General features: G+C 35.6%; 16 protein-coding genes. 11 read left to right on the forward strand and 5 right to left on the reverse strand.

Annotation, left to right across the window (positions count from 1 at the left end):
- Window positions 1-405 precede the first annotated feature (405 nt).
- Window positions 406-2,031: a SpoIID/LytB domain-containing protein gene (locus F6K27_RS26190; RefSeq protein WP_287272861.1), complete on the reverse strand. Its 1,626-nt coding sequence runs from the start codon at window positions 2,029-2,031 to the stop codon at window positions 406-408.
- Between the two features lie 2,328 nt (window positions 2,032-4,359).
- On the opposite strand from F6K27_RS26190, the gene F6K27_RS26195 reads away from it, so the two are divergent.
- Both F6K27_RS26195 and F6K27_RS26200 read left to right on the forward strand, forming a co-directional pair.
- On the forward strand, window positions 4,360-5,001 hold the full coding sequence (locus F6K27_RS26195) for a helix-turn-helix domain-containing protein (protein ID WP_287272863.1): 642 nt from the start codon (window positions 4,360-4,362) through the stop codon (window positions 4,999-5,001).
- A gap of 129 nt (window positions 5,002-5,130) precedes the next feature.
- Complete coding sequence (locus F6K27_RS26200) at window positions 5,131-5,484, forward strand: STAS domain-containing protein (protein WP_287272865.1); 354 nt, start codon at window positions 5,131-5,133, stop codon at window positions 5,482-5,484.
- Window positions 5,485-6,337: 853 nt separating this feature from the next.
- Here the strand turns inward: F6K27_RS26200 and F6K27_RS26205 are convergent.
- Complete coding sequence (locus F6K27_RS26205; RefSeq protein ID WP_375339712.1) at window positions 6,338-7,114, reverse strand: hypothetical protein; 777 nt, start codon at window positions 7,112-7,114, stop codon at window positions 6,338-6,340.
- A 447-nt stretch (window positions 7,115-7,561) separates the two neighbouring features.
- Here F6K27_RS26205 and F6K27_RS26210 point away from each other — a divergent pair, with 447 nt between their 5' ends.
- Window positions 7,562-8,659 carry a PstS family phosphate ABC transporter substrate-binding protein gene (locus F6K27_RS26210; RefSeq protein ID WP_287272867.1) on the forward strand — a complete coding sequence of 366 codons (1,098 nt, stop codon included), beginning with the start codon at window positions 7,562-7,564 and terminating at the stop codon, window positions 8,657-8,659.
- A 468-nt stretch (window positions 8,660-9,127) separates the two neighbouring features.
- Here the strand turns inward: F6K27_RS26210 and F6K27_RS26215 are convergent, their stop codons facing one another.
- On the reverse strand, window positions 9,128-11,368 hold the full coding sequence (locus tag F6K27_RS26215; RefSeq protein ID WP_287272868.1) for a Cache 3/Cache 2 fusion domain-containing protein: 2,241 nt from the start codon (window positions 11,366-11,368) through the stop codon (window positions 9,128-9,130).
- A gap of 106 nt (window positions 11,369-11,474) precedes the next feature.
- Here F6K27_RS26215 and F6K27_RS26220 point away from each other — a divergent pair, with 106 nt between their 5' ends.
- Window positions 11,475-11,699 (forward strand): hypothetical protein, encoded by a 225-nt coding sequence (locus tag F6K27_RS26220; protein ID WP_124145451.1) that lies wholly within the window; start codon window positions 11,475-11,477, stop codon window positions 11,697-11,699.
- Between the two features lie 797 nt (window positions 11,700-12,496).
- Here F6K27_RS26220 and F6K27_RS26225 read toward each other — a convergent pair.
- Window positions 12,497-12,625 (reverse strand): hypothetical protein, encoded by a 129-nt coding sequence (locus tag F6K27_RS26225; protein ID WP_287284668.1) that lies wholly within the window; start codon window positions 12,623-12,625, stop codon window positions 12,497-12,499.
- An 82-nt stretch (window positions 12,626-12,707) separates the two neighbouring features.
- Between F6K27_RS26225 and F6K27_RS26230 the strand changes: the two genes are divergently transcribed.
- Window positions 12,708-13,832 (forward strand): mechanosensitive ion channel family protein, encoded by a 1,125-nt coding sequence (locus F6K27_RS26230; RefSeq protein ID WP_287272870.1) that lies wholly within the window; start codon window positions 12,708-12,710, stop codon window positions 13,830-13,832.
- A 1,163-nt stretch (window positions 13,833-14,995) separates the two neighbouring features.
- Here the strand turns inward: F6K27_RS26230 and F6K27_RS34060 are convergent.
- Window positions 14,996-15,118 carry a hypothetical protein gene (locus F6K27_RS34060; RefSeq protein ID WP_124147717.1) on the reverse strand — a complete coding sequence of 41 codons (123 nt, stop codon included), beginning with the start codon at window positions 15,116-15,118 and terminating at the stop codon, window positions 14,996-14,998.
- Window positions 15,119-15,706: 588 nt separating this feature from the next.
- On the opposite strand from F6K27_RS34060, the gene F6K27_RS26235 reads away from it, so the two are divergent.
- From F6K27_RS26235 to F6K27_RS26265, 6 genes are all read left to right on the forward strand, one after another.
- The gene (locus F6K27_RS26235; protein ID WP_124147711.1) at window positions 15,707-15,922 is read left to right on the forward strand and encodes a hypothetical protein; all 216 of its coding nucleotides are present in this window, start codon (window positions 15,707-15,709) and stop codon (window positions 15,920-15,922) included.
- A 23-nt stretch (window positions 15,923-15,945) separates the two neighbouring features.
- Window positions 15,946-16,173: a hypothetical protein gene (locus tag F6K27_RS26240; protein ID WP_124147712.1), complete on the forward strand. Its 228-nt coding sequence runs from the start codon at window positions 15,946-15,948 to the stop codon at window positions 16,171-16,173.
- A gap of 787 nt (window positions 16,174-16,960) precedes the next feature.
- The gene (gene bioD / locus F6K27_RS26245) at window positions 16,961-17,659 is read left to right on the forward strand and encodes a dethiobiotin synthase (protein WP_287272872.1); all 699 of its coding nucleotides are present in this window, start codon (window positions 16,961-16,963) and stop codon (window positions 17,657-17,659) included.
- 18 nt (window positions 17,660-17,677) lie between these two features.
- Window positions 17,678-18,895 carry a M20 family metallopeptidase gene (locus tag F6K27_RS26250; RefSeq protein ID WP_287272874.1) on the forward strand — a complete coding sequence of 406 codons (1,218 nt, stop codon included), beginning with the start codon at window positions 17,678-17,680 and terminating at the stop codon, window positions 18,893-18,895.
- A 609-nt stretch (window positions 18,896-19,504) separates the two neighbouring features.
- Entirely contained in the window at window positions 19,505-20,155 is a 651-nt protein-coding gene (locus tag F6K27_RS26255) for an SH3 domain-containing protein (RefSeq protein ID WP_124147715.1), read from the forward strand.
- Window positions 20,156-20,438: 283 nt separating this feature from the next.
- Window positions 20,439-20,876: a GNAT family N-acetyltransferase gene (locus F6K27_RS26265; protein WP_287272877.1), complete on the forward strand. Its 438-nt coding sequence runs from the start codon at window positions 20,439-20,441 to the stop codon at window positions 20,874-20,876.
- Window positions 20,877-20,973 lie beyond the last annotated feature (97 nt).

Genomic DNA, 20,973 nt, shown 5'->3' on the forward strand with positions numbered 1-20,973 from the left:
GCATCCTTAAAACTTTAACCTTTAGCGATCGCCTAATTTATGAAAAATACAGCTCATACAGTTACTTTTATGTTACATTATCAATATTTATGTAATATGTAAAGATGCCAGCGCTCATTGCTATAATTATCAATAAACCGGGTTTTATTGCGCTTGTTGACAATAGACTTTCAACATATAGTGTCTATAAAATCAAACAAACACTACATATAGGGAACGGCAAAATAAGATGCGTTTGCCCTGGTCTAAATTCCAGTTACGAGGTGGCGTGATCAATTTCTGATCTTCAAGGTAGACGGTGTGCCTCAAGCCCAGGAAAAGCCTTGTAGAGTGAAGCAATGTGATCAGTATTCAGATGAGCACAGAGTAATTTCGCTTTTTCAGCTTGAGGATAGATCGCTACTATTATTTTTGTCCAAAAGTGACCGACTCGCTGAGAGGTTGGATCTCTGTTCCAGGAAAATAAAAACTGAGAATACGATCGCTACTCCAACCTAACTCAGCTAATTTAATAGAACCTTTCTGAGAGAAACCTACCCCATGTCCAAATCCTCCTCCAACGAAACTATAGCCCCATAAAGTTTGATCGGGTTTGTATATAGGGTCTAAATAAAAGAGTGTACTCCAAGGTACCCAAAAGGCATTTTGTACTTCGTCCTTATTTAAGTCTATAATTCCTTTATCAGTTTCCACAGTCATTTTCAGAACACGACCAGCTAGCGATCGCTCTGTCACTGCCACATTTTTTACAGTTTCAATTTGAGCAAAAGGACTTTTTTTCTCTCGAAAATAACTCTTTAAATAGCTAACTATACCAGGTAAACTAACTACCTCGCGCCAACGAAACTCTATCCAACCTTCTTCATTAAATCCTTTTTGAAGACTCATAAACTTACGGAAATTTTGTTCATCAGCTAAACTATTTGTAGATAAATCCCAGATATTATTAGCTGAATCAACTACAGGTCGTAAATATGGACGTTCAGTGCCATTCCATAGATCGTTAAAATCTGCTGTCACGCCACCACTAACAGCAAAATAAACAGCATCTATCAATTCATCTTCATAAGTCAGGACTTTTCCTCTAGTTGCTGCTACTGCTTCATCTGTTTCTGGGTATACATCTAATCCTTTGTAGACTTGACAGTGAGTATTGGCACACAACTCATAATTATCTGCTACAAACCTATGTAAATTTCGTAGTGCATAAGTTCTAGCTAAAATTGCCTGAGCTTCTAGGGATGCTTTTGGTGGCCAAGCTCCTAATTCGTGGGGTACTACTCCTCGAATATAAGTTTCTATTGGGATATTATTTACTAATGTGTAGCTTCCATAAGCATTCGGTTGTAATTTGAGTGAGCCAGCATAACGTCGTTCTTCTGGTATTGCTGTATCTTGGTTAAATTGATTATTAACGAGAATTATATCTTTTCCTGCTGTAATATCTAATTCATGGCGATGATAAGTATAGCCATTCATTTCCCAATAAGCTGTGGGTCTTTGTTTGAGAACTTCCAAATCGAGATATACATTTGTATTACTATTAGCTTGTAGACTTTCTAGTAACCAGCGTCGCAATAAAGGAGTTTTATAAACTTCTCTTTTTGCCCAAACTTTCCATCTTCCGGGTTGGGTTACTTCTACATCTATTCCTTTATTTTTCCATAATTGAGCATCTTCTTCAGCATTTTCATAACTGCGGTGACTACTGAGAACTAACCGCTCTTTTAATAATGCTTTTTCTTGCGGTCTCATCTTAATTTTCAACTCAACTTTTTCAGTAGTAAGAGTTTCTTTTCCTACTGGAGTTTTAAAGCTTAAAGTTAATTTATCTCCAGGAGTAGCTCTCAGGGTGATTTTATCTGTAGTTTTAGTACCAAATCGTTGTATGACTCCTATTTTTAGCAATCTATTAGATTCTTCTAAAGCTTCTGCTGGTCTTTTATATAATCCTAGCAGTAAAGCTGTTATCAATATTGTAATCGGAATTAATTTGTGAGTGAAATATTTTTTATATATCTTAGTCTGCAATTTTATTTACCTCCACAGTGTTTATTTTATAGCTATTGTAGCTAAAAATAGCTAGATTGAAAAAACTTATAATTTAATTATTTTGAGCGACCCTCAAACTTAAGAGTTAGTCAAATAAATATTTTAAATTTCTGGTTTAAACTATACAAAATAAATGCACAATTCTCATCAATAAAAATACTTCTTAGGTAGATAAATAAATTATCACTTTTTTTCCTTCCCCCCCCTCATTGGGAGATACTTGATAAAATCACATCAAGACTCTGTAGATATAACAAACAACTTTTATATCATGTCCGTTTAATTAGTGATCAAAAATTTTCTTCTCCTCTTCATTCTTCGGTAATCCTGCATAGTAATGGTAGGTGGAGACAAGCAACACTTAGAAAGAGAGCAAAATGATCCCACTGACTATACCGTGACAAAAATAATTAGAACAGGAGCAAGATACTCCCACTGGTTATACCATTACAATGTACCACTACCCCTTCTTATTCCCTCCTGACTCGGTCATCCTGACTCGGTCCTCCTCCGTCGTTATTTATAAGTATTCAACCGGACATGATATTACCTACTAACATACCCCTTTTTAGATCAAAGTCCCTATAAGTATGATTTAATTATGAACAAATTAATTAGTAGACCAAAGTTTATCGACCTTTGCCAAGAAATAAATAGCTATAACAGGTGAAATAGTTAGTTAGGACATAGACTGATAATGAACCCTAGACAGGGAAATCTTTTTCTTAACTATTAGACATCTGGTAAAAATCCAAAATCAAATCAATTATCACACATAAATTATCAATTCTTTCTCCTTACTGCCTACTGCCTACTGCCTATGCGTGGAGGAGATGTCTATTGACTCACACCGACTGCACTACCAGACGCTAGGTAGGTTTGTGAATGTGCAACCTGGTGGCGCTTCTTTCCGACAGAGGTCGCCGACGCGATAAGTTAGTACGGTCTTGGGGTCACGCCGACTTGTGGCAAAAATGCGAACCCTTTAGAGAGTCTTACAACTGTTGGTTGTTGCTTGCTATAGCTGAATTGGCCACCTGAATCAAGTCTATCAAATAAATTTAAACCTTAAACCTTTTTTTCTCATCCTTTGATGAACTTCAAGGTATAGCACGGAAAAGAGTTGCCGAGGACTGATGCTCATGATGGATTAAATACGGTCTGATTTTTTTCCCAATTTTGCCTATTTTCTATTCCTTACTATATAGTTAAACTTGGAAATATTTTGCATAAGTTTGTTAATTTTAACAAGAATAATTAATTTAAAAAAATCAAATTTTTCCATAGTTATCCTTTAGTTGAAGTTAATTATAAATCGATATGAATCAGGAAAAATGAAAGCAAAATTTTTACTATTATTGGATAGATTTACCTGGAGAGAAACGTTCTAAAATAGTGGGTATTCTTAACAAGATAGCAATGTGCGCTGGCATATTTACAAATTACAAGAGGTGTCTAATAGCTAAAAGTCTGATATTATAGATTTTTTATTCCCCCTGTTGCCTGTTGCCTGCGCACAACGCTATACATTAGCAAAAATTCTCGGTATAAAAACTCAAGTATAACAAGGGAATTGGAATGTTAAAGGAATGGATTTTGATCAATTACATGAATTATTTGATCAAATGGCTGGTGAACTATAAGAATATATTAATATTTTTGCAGAAAGAGTTAGAGCTTTGGGAGGGATAGCAATGGGGACAGCTCGAATTGCTGCTTCTGAATCAATTTAAGAAGAATATTCTGATCAAATCATTGATGGAAAAGATTATTTAAATAGCATTAGCAGACCGCTTCGCAACTTATGCAAAATTAGTCCAATATGGAATAGATAAAACAGATAAATTAGGAGATGGAGATACATCCAATTTGTATACCGAAGTTTCTCAGACTATTGATAAACGTTTGTGGTTCCTAGAAGCACATTTACAATCAAAATAAAGTTGTTTTTTTAATTAAAAAATAAACATAATTACCATACAATCACAATGAATCTTGCTGACTTTAAATTGAAATTGGTCTAAAAAATTGATGGTGCTCACTCAAAATATTTCATAAAATCATCTTGAGTAAGTTCAATACTTAATATGCTAGTAATTTTTTAGCCAGTAAGAAGGTGAAAAAAATTAGTATGTAATGAAAAGTAAAGTCCCTCAAACACACTACTATTTTATTCCTTTTACCCCACACTTCGTGCTTGATCATCAGGATAATTTTTAATGCTGACCTACTTAATGATAATGAGTAATTGTGATATATTCTAGAGCAGACACAAAAGTCTACTCTTTTCTTTTAATATCCGGTGAAATGAATCAGTCTTTTCCAATAAACTATGCCTCCCAATTACAAAACCTGATGAAGAAAGCAAGTATTTCTAGCTTTAAAGAATTAAGTCAAAAAGCAGGGGTTTCAGAACTGCAGCTTATTCGGTTGCGACGTGGGTTAGGGTCACAAATGCGAGTAGATATTTTACTCAAAATTAGTCAAGCATTAGGAATCACCTTCACAGAATTATTAGATAATTTTGCCCCCGAACTTGTCAAAAAATCAGTACCAACTTCCACATCAACATTAGAAAAAGAATATAACAATATCCAGGCAAACTTAGAGCAACAAAAACAATTTTTAACACAGGAGTTTCAGCAGTCTAGCTTGCAAATTTTAGAATCTTGGTTACAACAATGGCCCACTGTTGTATACAAGGTTAAACAAAATCCTCGTTTACCAGCAACAAAGATATTACCTTTGTTACGTCCAGTAGAGCAATTGATCCAACAATGGAATGTAGAATCTATCGTTCCTGTGGGAGTAGAAGTTCCTTTTGACCCTCAGTTACATCAACTAATGGAAGGGTCTGCCCAAGAGGGAGAACTGGTAAAAGTTCGTTATACTGGCTATCGACAGGGAGGTAAACTACTATTCCGTGCCAAAGTTAGTCCTATCAATTAAATCAAACAACAGAAAAGCTTATATGGTAATTACTTTTGAGTTACTTATCAATATACTTGGACTTAATCTCAGTAATGAGGTATACTAGGCTAGGTTTGTTAATAGTTAGAGTCATAGCTTCTAGAAAATATGAGTACTGTGGTTAAGTATATTCAACCTAATGGCATTTTAGACGGCACTAAGGCTGGTGAATTTCGCCAAGAAATTAATGAGCAAGTTGAAGCTGGAGCAGATATTATTTTGATAGATTTTAAAGATGTAACTTTTATGGATAGCTCTGGCTTAGGTGCTTTAGTTTTAGCGCTCAAAACTGTTAGAGCTGCTGGAGGTCAATTAGTTGTATGTTCTATTAATGAACAAGTTAGAATTCTGTTTGAGTTAACAAGTATGGATCGAGTTTTTGACATATTTCCTAACCGAGAAGAATTTGATAAAGCCCCTATTGAATCTAATACAAATCTTCAGGCCCAAAGCAAAAACTAAAATTTTTAATTTTAGAGTTAGTATTTTAAGATTTTGGATTCAAGTATTTTAAGTGGTAGATTAAATCTTCTTCCATAGGTTCCTGATTAATTTAAAATTTCTTTCAAATATTTTCTAGATCCAACTAGATCCAAAGGGGTGTATCTAATAAAAATGATGAGGAAGAAGTTTCTGGTTTCAAATAAAATCTAGAATTTTTTACTAAAGAAAATTAAATCCAAATTTTGCAACAAAGCTTCAGCTTATCTGAAGTCTAATGACAAGTTAAATATAGATTAAAGTCAAAATCAGTTGGTCTTAATCAGGACAGATTTAGGTATATATTAAGTTAGCTAGACTTAGTTTTTTTGTGGTAAACCTTTTTCCTGTAATAGATTAAGATTTTTTTTTGCTTAATCCCTGTTTCTCAGATAGAAGTGTTACGATTATTTGGCTTTATTGATAAAGTTTAATAGTTTGAGAAGATGATAAAAAACTCCATAATTTACTGAATAATTAAGGTTTAAAGCAGAAGGAAGAAGGCTTTAGTTATCTAGGAAAGAAGGAAAAATATTGTGTTGTCTGAGTTGTAAGCTTTTGATATGTCCGCGCCCTTTCCTTCGAGTACTATAGCAGGGAACAGGGAACAGGGAACAGGGAACAGTGGTAAAAGCTTTTCTCTGTCTCAGGTTCATCATCAATCTCTGTCCTAACCAACTCTTTCCTTGCTATATAAAGCCTCTTCTTTGAAGAAAAAATAAATCAAAAAAATCCTGTTTGCCAATCCTATTCGTTTTCAGGAGAGGTAATTATTAATTGTTAATTGTTAATTCTTGAATATCGGGATCGGAAAAGATTGAAAATAAATATCTCATTAAGCTTCTTTGATAAACCGAATTATTTCCTGCACATGATTAAGAAATTGCCCGTCTGTTGAAAGTCTCGATATTGCTTTTTCAAAATCTCTAGCTAACTGATGATGTTCTGCTTGGTTTGTATTTCTTAAATCTTCTATTGTCACTGCTAAACGACTGAATTCTTTTCTTGTTATTTCGGAGTGTTGCTGTTGTTTCGATCTAAAAGATTCTGGATTTTCAAGACTTAGTTGTGTTCCTAGATATTCAACAGTTTTTTCGATATTTCCAAAGCGATTTCTAAGTTCAATAATATCTGCACGAGGATGCAATAATTCTCGACGAATCATCGATAATCGTACCACTAAATATTGATATAAACGTATAGCAGGACGTAAAACAGTTAACAATAAAGCTGCGCCAGAACTCACATAACCAACTACACTAATACCAGTAATAGCTAAAGTATAAAGCCCAACTGTAGAAAGAAAATGTAAAGCCAAAGCTATCCACAAAGAAAAACGCGCTAACTTAGCAACATAATCAACTTGTTGAGCATCAACTGTTATACCTTTTTGCTTTGACTCAGCAGCTTCAGCTAATACCTCTTTAGCTTCAAAATGTATATTCCAGGGAACAGTAACAATTAACAATAACCACCAAAAACAAGCACCCCCAATTACCCAATCTAAAAAACTACCAACCGAAATATGTAGCCATTGTAAAATACCAAATGTCAAAAGTAATATTAAAGCTAGTCCAACAGTAAAGCTAGCAAAATTTACAGAAGTTTTAATTCTTCTACTTCCTCCAATGATGGATACCTCTTGATGATGGTTTAGCTTTGCACAGAAAAATATTTGAAATGTGACAGTTATTCAAATGGTTAAGGTATAAATATTATTTCGGACTAGAGTATAAATTTTTAGAGGTAGATTAAGTAGATTTAAACAAGTTTACACAGGATAGTTTTGTCAGCCTTAGTAATTGGATAATTATTTTGAAGAAGGAAGAAGAAAAAAGTGGATGGGGTTTGTAGACATGAAGTGGCAGGTCATTGACTATCGCCAACCAATTGTAGACACCCTGTAGACGGTGGGGTATTAAACCCATAAAGAAAAAGATAATAATTTCCCACAAAATCAAACTAAAAATATTAGCTGAATAGAGGGTTTATCTCAAGATTGAATATTGGTAAGTGGTAAAATTATCAAGGTTATCAGTAAAATCTTACTCTAAAATTTATGAATTTAGTAATACAATTGAAAAACCAATCTCTCCGTTTTTTTGCAATAGCTCTACTTCTGATTGTAAGTGCTTGTGGCAATAATGAAACAATAACTTCCACTACCGAAATATCTCCACAAGTAAAGGAAGAAGATACTGAGGAAAGAGAATATGTTCTAGTTGATGGATCAAGTACAATTTTTCCCCTATCTGACACAATGGCTCAAAAATTTATGAATGATAATCCGGAAAATCAAGTAATTGTAGGAATATCTGGTTCTGGAAACGGACTAAAAAAGTTTTGTATTGGGGACACAGATATAGCAAATGCTTCCCGTCCCATTAAAAAGTCTGAGATTGACCTCTGTCGGGCAAACGAAATAGAATTTGTTGAAATTCCCATTGCTTTCGATGGTCTTTCTATAATCGTTAATCGCAACAATGATTGGGCAGACTGCCTGACCCTAGAAGAGTTAACAAAAATTTGGCAACCTAATGATGATGATCAGGATAAAATAACAAACTGGAAGCAAATTCGTGATGAATTTCCGGAAGAACCTCTAAGTCTTTTTGCCCCCGATGCCGACTCTGGTACTTTTGATTACTTTACTGATGCTGTTACTGGGGAAGAAGGTAGAAGTCGCAAAGACTATCAGGCCAGTGAAAATTATGATATAATTATTCGGGGTATCGAATCTGACTGGGGTAGTTTGGGTTTCATAGGCTTTAGCTACTACGAAAAAAATCAAGATTTTGTGAAACTAATTGCTATTGACAATGGTAACAATCAATGTGTGGAGCCAAGCAGTGAAACTATCGCTAACGGTACTTATAGCTCCCTATCTCGTCCATTATTTCTATATGTGAATAAGAATTCCCTAGAAACAATACCCCCTGTCAAAGCTTTTATTGATTACCAAATAGATGTTGCGAATAAAGCGGTAATTTCAGAAGTGGGATATGTACCTTTACCCGGATTGTTACAAGGGAAAGTACGAGAGCGTGTTGAAAAACTGACTACTGGTTCTGTTTTTGATGGAGAATCTGCTGTTGGTGTTAAGTTGATCGATAAACTTTTCTCTGAAAAAGAAAGGAATAAAATCAGTGGTAGTTAATCTAATTGAGCTGACACAATAGACATAGGTATGAAAAAGAATAGAGTTGTCGCTAAATAAAGGGAAAAATCACTCTAACCTAGACAGAGAAATAATTCCCAGCATTTTTGCTATCAAATGGCTACGATCTTTACAGAGCAAGGTTTTGGGCTTTTTTTTAAGTTATAAAGCGACAAGTCTAATTTAGAGGTGTTCCAGGGATTGCTGATTAAATCTAAAAGCATTTACAGATAAAGGTTTTAGCCTTTAAAGATCGAAAAAAACTGCAACTTTTTCAGCTTGAGCGACCAAAAAGTTAGGATAAAAGGCAGAATAATTGCAGAAAAATCAAGGAATAAAATATCCGACTAACTCCTCTAAATTCCCCATTTCTCCTGACTCCTGACTCCTGACTCCTGACTCCTGACTCCTACCTCATACCAAAAAACTTATTCAGCAAACCCTAATTAGTTATCGTAAATTCCTTCTTTAAATAAATACCAAAATAGTGATTAGCAGTAAAATCTTCATCATACTTGGCCAATAAAGCGCCTTAAAAATAAAGTTATCTTTATACTTAAAAATCTTAAGATCGGGTTTCAAACTCCAGAGAATAAAGTTCAAAGTTACCAAGAAAATGTATAAGTAAACAACAAAATAAAAATACTCTAAGTAAACAATACCTTTAGTAATGATTTGTTGTCTAACTGTCACCTGATCCAAAATCACAATAAATACAAAACCCGCAGAAGCTCCCAAAACTTCCATAGTTTGTTCTTTGTCACAAACCAGTAGTACTGCAAATAACAAAGTCAAAACTACAATCATTGGTCCTAGTTTAGAAATAAACAGACCTAAGAAAGACCTTTGCAAAATAAAAGTATATTGAAGTTCAGGAAAATTAGTTTTTGGTACAGAATCTATCAGACCAAAATTAGTATTGTATGTCTTAAATGCATACTCGAAAAAACTATCCCTGAGATACCATTCTCCGAGTACCATTTCTTGATCTATCCCTGGTGTGGTTCGAGGGTTAATTACATTGTAACTACTTAAGTTAGGAGCAAGAATCACCCGACGATTTAAGTTTCCATTATTGAAATCTTGATGCAAAATCCGGATTTTCAAATCTTTATCATCAAAAGGATAATAATCAAAATTAAAATCCATCCGGAGAGTATAAGCAAAATACCAACCAATAACTTCTAAACCATCTTTTTTGTGTCGATAATCTTCTCTTAACTCATAATCACTATCTTCAATAGCATTAGCAAGTATAATGCCACGAGATAAATCATCATGTACACCATCTTGGTATTCTTGCCATATATAACCTGTGACAAAAGCATCTTTTACACTGGTAAAATCAAATGATTGAATAAAAACTCCTGTAGGAACAATTAGGGGTGGTTCTTGATTTAATTCTTTGCTTAACTCTATTTGAGGAGCTAATAGTTGTGTTATACCAGTATCACTAAGTAAAATATTTCGAGTTGCTGTATAAGTTCTTGCTCTCAACACTAAGCTCCAAACAAAAGCAATATTTGCTACAAAGAATGTCGTAATAATAAATGATACTAATGCAATTCGTTTTACTCCTCCCAGGTAAGCTTTAAATAGTAGAATTGAGAGAAAAACAGCAAACCAAAGGTAGGCGATACTAAGAGCGATTAGTTTACGTCTTGTGACAGCAGAATCTGGTAAAATTTCATCTTGAATAAAGATTATTCCTACTACCCATCCATTTCGATTGGTTGTCCGCAGAAATAACCAAGAATTTTGACCTGTTACGTCATCAGTTAAATTTGCTTCTACTGGTGTACCTTTAAGCGCTCTAACAATTAATTCTCTGAGTTTCTCATCCTTCTGTTCGTATGTAAGATCGAAGACATTTTCTTGAGCTTTAAAAAGTTCTTCATTAGGATGGTAAAGGTAAGTTCCAGTTTGAGAAAGGATAAATCCATAACCTGTTCTACCCAAGTTTAGAGACTCCATCACCTGTCGAATTTGCCCTAATGAATATTCGCTATATACGATACCTCGTGGGGATTTATCTGGAGTATTTGGGTTATAAAAAGGAGTATAAAATCCGACTACTGGATCGCTGACTAGAGAAGTGTCACTCCACAAATATGGCTCTCCCCAATTTGGTCCTTTGTTCAGGGTATTAGTATACCAAGCATATTTGGGTTTAGTATAGTTAATTTTAGTTTCAGATAGTTCTACTTTGTCGTCTCTCCTGATATAATATGGTGCATATAACTTTACATCCGGTTGATAAGCAAAGGGTTGATAAGCAACCCCAATATCTAAAAGTTCTGTATTTGTCTCAATTTCTGATTTAAGTCGCTCCAATAATTCCCCATCATTTAATTTACCAGAAGTGAGGTCGTTGGCTACAGAAATAGCTGATTTTTGGGCAAAATACAGTCGTCGGTCAATCTCCAGAGCAACTCTAGCTGTTTCCCTTTGAGCTTGATGTTTAGCATTATCAAATCTCTCTTTTTGTTCTAGAGTGTACAATAAAGACCCTAATATAGCTAATGTTAAACTAATTCCACCAAGGGTTAGTGAAGTGTAAAATGCGATTATTTGTGGCTTACTAGCATTATTAATAGTTAATGTTTTATGTAAAAATTTGTAGATTTTTTGTTTGATTATTTTAGCTTTTTTTTGAATTTTTTTCTCGTCTTTTATGAAATCATTTTGAATCTTTTTATCAATCTTCATAATTTTGTTTTTTCTGTAGATTTTATTACATAATAATATCTTGATTTTTGGCAAAAAAATGGAGAGTATTAACATTTTTTTAAGCTGCCTAGATCAAAATATATGAGTGTCAAGATTACCCGAAGGAGAATTGGGCGTTGGTGAATTAGTGTATCATATTCATCTTAATTACTTAGGAGTCAACCCACCCCTAACCCCTCCCCTCCTGGGAGGGGAAGGACCGAGTCAGGAGTCAGGAGGGAATAAAGAAGAAGAAAGAGGAGTAGAAGGAAAAAGTTTTCTGGTCGCGGAGCGCGGAACAGAGTTCTATCGCGCTTTTATCCGGATATGATATCATACCTCAAATAACCAACGCCGAGAATTGTGCTATCTATAGCGCTGTGCGCAGGCAACAGGCAACAGCTCCGGAAGGGGGAATAAATTGCCGTTTGCGCAGCATCTCCGTTGGAATAATATAAGACTTTTAGCTATTTTGCCTCTCCTGCAATTTGTAAATATACCAGCGCTCATTGCTATAAATTTTGTCTCAAAATATCAACTCTAGTTCATCTGATATTTGAGCGACAAATATAGGAAGATCAATCTGAAATGTTCCTAACTCTTACAGCACTTTTGAGAAAAATAGTTTAATCTTAATATCTTTTCTTTCTCTTGAGTTACACAACTCTACTAAGTAGGTAAGTATTAAAAAATCAAAACGTCAAAATTAGGCGACAGTTTATCAATACCTTATTTCAAACTTTTTACACAACTAAATATACATCGATTTTATTGTACCAACTTACTTATTCGTTCTCCGATTATTACTCAAATAATACATTCAGTACTTACGCATGAGGTACGAAAAACTAGGATTTGAGATGGCTTTCCGTTCCGGACTGCTCCGCAAACCCTGTGGGTCGCTTCGGACGAAAATACCTTGCAGGTGCGTAAGTCCTAACACTATATATAGCATAGCTTTGTAGGCTCTGTATATATGAACTAGACAACTAATTAAAAAAGTCAAGTTATTTTTGATTTTTTTAAAAGTCTGACAAGGTAAAGTTTGATTTGCATCAGCCAAAAGAGATTTTCAGAAAAAATTAAGGTATTCTATAATTTGCAGGATAATGCCTGGTTATTTTAAATTTAATTTGCCCTCTCTCCAATCCCTGCTCTGATAATTCCATGATGATGCAATGCCAATATTAAAATATTATTTAACAATACTTGATCGACTGTTTTTTTGCTACTGTAAGAACAATCTAAATTTTGCATTGTACTAGACTCTAGACTTCAGTTTCTGTAGACTAGGAAAGTACATTATTCTTATAATAAATCTCTAAGTTGAGTAAAAAAAATGGACTTATTAGAACAAATTTGGAATAGTCTTGGAGAAATCTCTATTTTTGGCCTATCGGCATATAAACTATTATTTGCACTCGGGGTTTTGCTATTAACACTAATACTCCAGGGATTTATTGCTGGAGTAATTATTAAAAGTATTGAAAGTCTGGCTTCTAACACTAAATCTGACTTAGACGATCAATTAATTTTTATCATTAAAGAACCCTTAAGCTGGTTAGTTTTACTTGCTGGATTTTGGGCAGTGCATATAATTTTAATAGAGTATATCAGTGCTGAGTTAAACAAACTTATAACTGATATTATTGGTTTAGCTGCTATTGCTCTGGTAGCAAATGTGATTTATCGTTCAGCTCCTTTGTTAGGTCAACTACTAAAATATCTAACTATTCAAACTGAGACAGACCTCGATGATTTGCTGGTTCCCTATTTCCCTAGACTATTTCGGATTGCAGCAATTGTTGTGGTATGTATTAAAGGAGCAGAAGTATTTTTGGGAGCATCTGCGGGAGCTCTGATTGGTTTACTTGGTGGTGCTGGTGTTGCTTTAGGTCTGTTGTTCAAAGACATTATCTATGATTGGTGTTGTGCTATAATTATCTATACTGATCGGTTGTATCGACCTGGAGATTGGATAGCAGTTACAGGGTTAACTGGTTTTTTCCAGGTTTCAGAAATCGGTTTAAGAACAACAAAGTTGTACGCATGGGAATGGGGTTCGATCATTAAAATGCCCAATTCTCGAATGGTAGGTGGTATTGTAGATAACTGGTCTCAAAACAGAGCTGATGTTGAAGAGTGGGGGATAACAGGAACTTTAAAAATTGATGGCATTACAGCAGATCAAGCAGAGACGATAATGGCTGGTCTTGATGAAATATTTAAAAGTATGGAAGGTATTCTTGAACATTATATAATGTTCAATGGCGTTGAAGGTAATGCTCGCATAATAAAATATGTTTCATATCATCCTCCTGCTGGTTACTCCCGTGCTGCCCGTGAATTTCACTTGAAAGTAATGAGGTTAATGGAAAAAGAGGGTATTGCTGCTCAGAATGTTTATATTATAACTGACACAGAAACTTATGCAAAAAATATGAAAATGGCAAGCAAGAATTGAGTGCTAAATATCCATAAGTTAATATTTTGGTAATGGTAAACAAGTAGTTATTGTTGAGGTTTACCTTCTAGTATCGCTACGCGGAAATTAAAAGTCATGCATTTAAAAGCGAGTGCTAATTGGCGAGGTCTCCTACGGGGCGCCTACTGTGCGGAAGTAATTCCGCACACAGCCCCTCCAGAATCTAAGACGCACATCTGACAGTCAATCATTTTTGATTTGTAATTGTTCGCGCGATTTTGTAACTGGTCAGTTATTTCCGCTGAATACTTATAAATAACTGTTGTGAGGAGTCAGTCCTCAGGAGTCAGGAATCAGGAGGGAAGAAAGGAGAAAAAGAGGAAATATTGGTATTGGGGGTATTGATAATTTCAGTATTTGTTTGGTACTGTCGGTATTGTCAGTCCTTAAATTTTATTTATAACTGACCCGTCCGCAATTCGTAGCTCCCCCAGAGGGGGAACATGATATAACATCTTTTTGTTCCTGCTTACCTAACTTTTTTCTTTCTATTTAATAGTTTAATGGCGAATATTAATGCTTTCTATCTCTGATCGCCAACTTTGCTAAAGTTGATTTGTAGAAACTTCCTACTTTTCACAGCTTTGTGGCTGTATCCTGTCTTAATTTAGCAACAGTGACATCTGGAGTTACAGATATTTCCAAACCATGACCAATAAACCATCCTTACTAATTCCCTAATAGACATCTGGTAAAAATCCAAAATAAAATCAATTCTCACACATAAATTATCAATTCTTTCCCCTCCTGGGAGGGGGAGGGGCGAGGGGTGGGTTCCCTACTGCCTACAGCAAAGCTGCCTACTGCCTCATTTGGAGGAGATGTCTAATAGTTACTTATGGGTGAAATTGCCAAGCTAAACTATTTTTTTGCCAAGTAAAACCTTGGTTTTGATGCTGAGAAGTCTAGGCAAGTAGAGTTGCATTAACCGGTCAATCAAATATATTGCTACGCCAATGTAAAACAGATGTATTTTCTGCCGATAAATAACCTCAAGATTAGTTTATTCCTGCCTCAGTAAATTCCAATTTTGACCAAAAAAAAGGTCTCAAGTTTTCCCTTTCTAGGGGATAAAAAAGAAAATTCTGCATCTTAAAAGCTTCCCTAGTACTGATAGGGTAGCTCCTCTATCTGTAAAGATGCTAAGTAAATTGACTAACCAATTTCTTTAGTTGAACTGCATAAACTGATGCTCCTAGTGCCCGTGTCATTAATTGAGAACCCAAGCAAATTCTGAGAATAGGTAAATCTGTAATAATGACGATTTTTTAGTAAATTCAATTCATCTGTTAAAAATGGAGAATCTGGTTAATCCAATATATCTGCCAATCATTATTTAGTAAATCAATTTTATACCAAATTGACGCAAAGGTAGTTATGTATTAATCTATAATTTTTTGTCTTAAATCTACAATTTTATCGTTCGCAGATATTGTAAATATTTAATTTTTTTCGATCTTTTTTCATATAGAACCCATTTGAGGTCTATATAATTATGGTAGTCCAGTCTTTTCGCGCATCAATGAGTGAGGAACAATCATCAGCAAGGAGTGTTGAATTTTTTATATTATTTCTCCCCACATCTACCCTCTTACCTCTTACCTCTTACCTCTTATCTCCTGTCTCCTGTCTCCTGTCTCCTGTCTCCTAGCTCAAAAAACTTAATATTTATGAAGATACGCTTAGGGGTTCTATACTTCCCTTTGTCTAAGACTTACGGACGTTGTATGCAATCTCCCTACTGCTCACTCTTCCATGAATGTAGCAATATTTTATGAAATTGGTATTAGAAGTATTTTTGTGAGTAGCGGGAAGACTAAAGTTAAACAAATAAATCCAATTCATATCAGCTTATGAATAAAAATCTAATATGGTTATTTGTCATCGTGAGTATAGTTTTTGTAACTGCTGGTGACAGTTTTGAATTTGTGCCTCAACCTGTCCAAAATGCCAGCTTGCAAAGTCGAAAATTTATAGTTGGACTATGGCCTGATTGGTTGAAGCCCAAGAATACTAATGAACGTACAGAAGATGCTGTAAAGGATCTAGAAAATCGTGCCGATCCATAAATAGGGTTTGCTGAAAAAGTCTTATGAGTAAGGGTAGGAGTCAGGAGACAGGAGACAGGAGACAGGAGGAATGGGGAATGAGCGAGAAGGCAGGAGTTAGAATTATTCCTCAATTTCTCTGTCCAAATCTTGCTGTTAATACTAACTTTTTGAGGCTTTTCAACTCAAATAAGCGCACCCCCTCCAGACTTAAAAATGCCAAAAGCTTTATCTGTAAAGACTTTCATATTTATTCAGCAAACCCTAAATAGACATCTCCACCAAAAAAGGGAGTAGGGAGTAGGGGGTAGGGAACCCACCCCTCGCCCCTCCCCCTCCCAGGAGGGGAAAGAATTGATAATTTCTGTGGAGGTAGAAAAAAACTCGCTCCACACCCCCTAATATCAAATTCGGTAGCATTAGTGTAATTAGATTCACAGAACTTACGCAAAATACAAAGTTATACACCATCTGTAGGGGCGTTTTGCTCCGCAACATATAAAGCTTCAGCTATGCGTCAGTAAACGGCCGTTCTGTATGTGGTGGTTATGCGTAATATCAAATCCGTTTAATTCGGTATAAAAACATTCTTTATCTTCACCATTACCAAATCTTCATAAATTTTTTCCCTCCTGACTCCTGACTCCTGAGGACTGACTCCTACTTCAAAAGATTTTATACCGATGCTACCGGATTTGATATAATATCATGTCCGGATAATTAGCGATCAAAAAACTTTCTCCTTCTTTTCTTCTTTCTTCCCTCCTGAATTGCAGAATTGCTTACTCCTGACTCCTAAGTAGTTTATTTATAACTGTTCAACCGGACATGATATAACTCCTGATTCATAATTTTTAAATCATAATTTTTAAATATATCCCAAATGGGTTCTATACTGGCAGTGGTGTAATACCAAGGGTGAGTTGCAATGCACTCTACTGACGTGACACACCCCGCACAAAATTAGGTGTGTCAGTCCACTACAGGTAGAACTTGGTACGGAAGTCCTGAAGATATTACAATGGAGAGATCCAGAAATGATATTCCAGGGTAAATGCTTTGAAAGAACTTTTGATTACTGCAACCGATACCGACGCTGGTAAAACGATATTAACCCTCGCTCTTGCTGCTTACTGGCAAACTTACCATCAAGACCGGAACTTAGGCTTATTTAAACCCATTCAAACTGGCATAGGCGATCGCGAACTTTACACTCAATTATTTTCTCTAGACCAATCTCTTGACGAAATTAACTCTTTATGGTATGAAACACCAGTCGCTCCTCCTGTAGCTGCAGAACGGGAAGGTCGTCTGGTAGAATTAGACCAGGTATGGTCAACTTTTGCAAGATTACGACAACAAAAAGATTTTGTGTTAGTCGAGGGTTTAGGGGGACTAGGTTCTCCTGTAACTCACGAACTGACGGTGGCAGATATAGCTAGGGATTGGCATTTACCTACTATTTTGGTTGTACCAATCAAGTTAGGCGCGATCGCTCAAACCGTAGCGAATGTTGCTCTAGCTCGTCAAATGAAGGTTAACCTCCGAGGCATTATCCTTAACTGCGTTAAACCTTGCTCGGAGCAAGAAATTGCTGACTGGACTCCTGTTGAGCTAATTCAATCCTTAACTCAAGTACAAGTCTGTGGAATTATACCACATTTACCAGAAATTAACAACCTAGACAAATTAGCAACAGCAGCCTCTAATTTAGATTTAGAGAAGTTTTTACCCTTACCAACCACAATCAAAAATTAATAACTCAGTATAAAAAATATGGTTTCAACTATTCCGACCTCAAATTCCGTTGCTCAATCTCAACTGCGTCCAGAAATTAGAAAACTACAACCTTTGTTAGTTGAATGGCGGCGACATCTCCATAAAAGACCAGAGCTAGGTTTCAAAGAATATTTAACAGGGGAATTTATTTGCCAAAAATTGCAAGAGTGGGGCATCGAACATCAAAAAGGCGTTGCTAAAACAGGTATCCTTGCAACTATTGACAGCGGTAAACCAGGACCTGTATTAGCTATCAGGGCAGATTTAGATGCTTTGCCAATTCAAGAATTAAACGATGTGCCATATAGGTCAATACATAATGGTGTGATGCACGCCTGTGGCCATGACGGACATACAGCGATCGCTCTAGGTACTGCCTACTATCTCGCTACCCATCGCCAAGATTTTGATGGGATCATAAAAATCATTTTCCAACCTGCCGAAGAAGGACCTGGAGGCGCTAAACCAATGATTGAAGCGGGGGTATTGAAAAATCCTGATGTGGATGCCATCATTGGTTTGCACTTGTGGAATAATCTACCCCTCGGCACAGTAGGAGTCCGCAGTGGTGCTTTAATGGCAGCTACTGAAAGATTTAATTGCACAATTTTGGGTAAAGGTGGGCATGGAGGAATGCCTCATCAAACTGTAGATTCTGTGGTAGTTGCAGCTCAAATTATTAATGCTTTGCAAACAATAGTAGCTCGGAATATTAATCCTATAGATTCAGCGGTTGTAACAGTTGGGGAATTAAATGCAGGTCGGGCATTTAATGTGATTGCTGATACTGCCCGAATGGGTGGTACTGTACGTTATTTTAATTTGGCTTATCAAGATTATTTTGCTAAACGAATTGAGCAGGTTATTGTTGGAGTTTGTGAAAGTCATGGGGCGAATTATGAATTTAATTATATTCCTCTTTATCCCCCGTTAATTAACGATCAAAAAATGGCAGATTTGGTTAAAAGTGTAGCTGAATTATTAGTAGAAACTCCTGCGGGTGTTGTACCAGAATGTCAAACTATGGGTGGTGAGGATATGTCATTTTTTCTACAAGAAGTACCTGGTTGTTATTTCTTTTTAGGTTCGGCAAATGCCGAGAAAAATTTAGCTTATCCGCACCATCATCCTAGATTTGATTTTGATGAAACTGCTCTAGGAATGGGAGTAGAAATGTTTGTGCGTTGTGTGGATAAGTTTTGTAGTCAGGGATAATTTATTTTGCTCGAATAACGTTTTGATTTTTAACCGGATTTGTCTGAGAAAGTCCGGTTTATTTAATATTATGTTTACTGTAATATCATGTCCGGATAATTAGTTATAAAAAAACTTTCTCCTTCAACTCCAGTTGTTCTTCTTTCTTCCCTCTTTCCTCCTGACTCCTGACTCCTGACTCCTGAGGACTCCCTAGTTATTTATTTATCACTGTTTAACCGGACATGATATAATATAGCGCTACGCACAATTAAAAAAGGAGTGCGTAATTATGAAGTCTCTTTGTTACTTTTCTTTGATACCAGGCGTGATCAATATTTGTTACAAGTATTTAAGCTTTTACTACATTCTTAAGCTGGCTTAAATTCCTTATTTCCCTGTTCTTGAGTTGATAGGTTTATTGGCGGAAATAAGGATTTTTGTTAACTTAGTAAATCTCCCTTGTAAAAATTTTTATTTATATTAAAATATAAAAAATAGAAAGATAACGCTACTTAAAAAAAAAGATGTTTTTATCTAAATAAAGTATTAAGAATAATCAAAACATCTGAAATATAGACTTACATAGTCAGTAGCTAAACTTGTAATTACAAATAATTCAGAATATTTATGAAAAATAACATCAAGCAAAAGCTAAATTACCTAAGAATATTAACAATTACTTCTCTATCTTTATTAGGAAGTCAAATACCAACTATTGCCATGGCAGACCAGTGGACTCTATGGGTTAACCAGAGCAATGAAATATTACTTGCTCAACAACAAGTTTGTCAGCTTCAGTCTTCACCAGCAGATAGTCGTGCAGGTGTAGATTTCCGAGACCAGCCAAATGGAGGTAGAAATATTGCCTTTTTTAATAACGGTACTTCTGTAACAGTCATCAATAGGTCTAATGATGGACAATGGACACAAGTAACTGGACCGAATAATTCTCAAGGTTGGGTATATACTCCCTATCTGCAAAATTGCAATACACGCTCTGCCTCACAACTACCCAACACAGGAAATAGAACAGGTGGAGTACCTATAGGGACAATTTGTCAGGCAATAGGTTCCCCGGAATATCCGAATATTCCAGTGCGAGATTTTCCCAATGCCAAAGGTTATAATATGCCTTTCAATTTTGCTAAAAATACTCAACTGAGAGTTACTGAACCACCAGCAGGACAAGAGTCTCAGTCAAAGTGGGTTTATGTTCAATCAGTACAAACTCCTCAACAAATGGGGTGGGTATGGAGACCTTATATTCAATGTAATTAAGTTAGCTAAGTAATAGACATCTCCAGAAAAGAGGGAACAGGGAACAGGGAACAGGGAACAGGGAGGAGTAATTGATAATTTCTAGATAATAATTGATTTTATTTTTAATTTTTGGAGATGTCCAATTTATAAGAAGGTCTGACGGTCAACAACAACGAGCATTTTTGCTACGGTCATTGATTAAGGAAGCCGATATTTTTTGTTTTGATGAACCGTTTGTTGGAGTTGACTAGAAGACTGAAAATATTATTTGTATCCATCTTGTTTTGGGATATATATTAATATGAACTCAACAGAAAATATCACCATTCAACATTTATCTGAGAAAGATATAAAGCTAATGCAAGACTTGCTCAATGTTTTTGGTGATGCGTTTGATGAAGTGGAAACTTATTGCAAAGTCAAACCTGAAACTGATTATCTTCGTAAGCTACTCAGCAGAGATTATTTTATCGTGTTGGTTGCATTAAAACATGAAGAGGTGGTGGGTGGTCTGGCAGCATATGAACTTCACAAATTTGAGCAAGAACGCAGCGAGATTTATATATATGATTTGGCGGTATCGACTGAACACCGTCGCCAAAGTATAGCAATGGCGCTCATTGACGCACTCAAGAATATAGCTGTTGAGCGGGGAGCTTATGTTATCTTCGTTCAAGCTGACTACGGTGATGATCCGGCAATAGAGTTATATAGAACCCCTAACCGTATCTTCATATAAATATCAAGTTTTTTTGACTAGGAGACAGCTATACTGGAGACAGGAGACAGAAGGTAAGAGAGAAAAGGTTAAGAGGGAAGATTTGGGGAGAGATAAT

It is taken from the genome of Okeania sp. SIO2F5, from assembly GCF_010692685.1.
Lineage (GTDB): Bacteria > Cyanobacteriota > Cyanobacteriia > Cyanobacteriales > Microcoleaceae > Okeania > Okeania hirsuta.